Source organism: Shewanella intestini (assembly GCF_018221465.1).
GTDB classification, from domain to species: domain Bacteria; phylum Pseudomonadota; class Gammaproteobacteria; order Enterobacterales; family Shewanellaceae; genus Shewanella; species Shewanella intestini.
In genome coordinates this window covers 1-1,191 of sequence record NZ_JAAIKR010000044.1, presented here as the reverse complement: position 1 = coordinate 1,191, position 1,191 = coordinate 1, and the positions used below count along the sequence as shown (strand labels likewise).

Here is a 1,191-nt window from a genome sequence, read left to right as displayed (position 1 = left end):
GGGCTACATGGACTCCCCTTTGTCAAGCAATAGTAATCCGACAACAACAGTGGATCTGACAGCAGCTCTACATTCGGCGTTTGATTAGCTTGCTGCCTAAACAGCTTTTAGCTATCGCCCTGATGATTTGCGCTTGAGCAAAGATCTCATTCGTTAAACAGTATTACTGGCTCTTTCAAGCAAGATGTACTTCCCAACTAACCAGATTCAATTGCTCTCGGTCTGACCGTGTTATCGTCAATTGCTAATGCGTCGACTCGGTGGGGTTAACCGTGTGGGTTAAACCTTTTTACGTTTTTACATAGTTAACTTGGTATTCATTACCCGATTGAAGTAATGACCAAATTAATCGTGCATTCTTTGCTGCTAGGGCGATGACAGCCCGTTTAAAGCCTCTACGTTCGATAAGCGCTTTAATCCATAAACTGGTTCTATCCATTTTGTTAGTACAGTTTGCGATGACAGCGCGAGCACCGTGTATTAATGAGGTGCGGATATGCTTCTCACCGCGTTTACTTATTCTACCTAACGTCGGCTTGCCACCTGTTGAATATTGCTTAGGGACTAAGCCTATCCAAGCTGCAAATTGGCGGCTAGTTGAAAAGTGTTTAGCATCACTAACAGTGGCTACAACGGCAGTAGCGGTGACTTCACCAATGCCTGGAATAGTCATTAAACGCTTAGCGTCTTTCATTTGATTTGCAAGGGCATAAAGCTTCCTATCAGACTTTAATATGTCTTGGTTTTGTAGCTTGATGCTTTGCCATAAGTCATTGAGTAGCTCTCTTGCTAAAGCGGGTAATGCGTTATCGGTATCTTCCAAGATTTCAACAATATGCTTTTGTGCTGGATAGCGACCTTTAGGCATGATGATGCCGAATTCTGATAGCAAGCCGCGTAATCGATTAATCATGGCTGTACGGTCTTTGATTTGACCTTGCCTAATACGATGTAAGCATAAAACAGCTTGTTGTTCTTCGCTTTTAATACTGACAAAGCGTGTTTTGGGTCTTGTTACTGCTTCACATATTGCTTCAGCGTCATTGGCATCGTTCTTTTCACTTTGACGGTAAGGGATAACAAATTTAGATGCCATGATACGTACGTCGTGGCCGTATTTTGTAAATTCCCTTGCCCAGTAGTGCGCCCCAGAGCATGCTTCCATCCCGATAATACAAGGTGGAATGTTAG

1 protein-coding gene is annotated in these 1,191 nt (G+C 43.2%); it reads right to left on the bottom strand.

The genetic code is table 11. The annotated features are described in order from the left end of the window. Positions 1–289: 289 nt before the first annotated feature. A partial coding sequence (locus tag G3R48_RS17040) for an IS110 family RNA-guided transposase (protein WP_153666376.1) occupies positions 290–1,191 on the bottom strand: 902 nt, incomplete at its 5' end.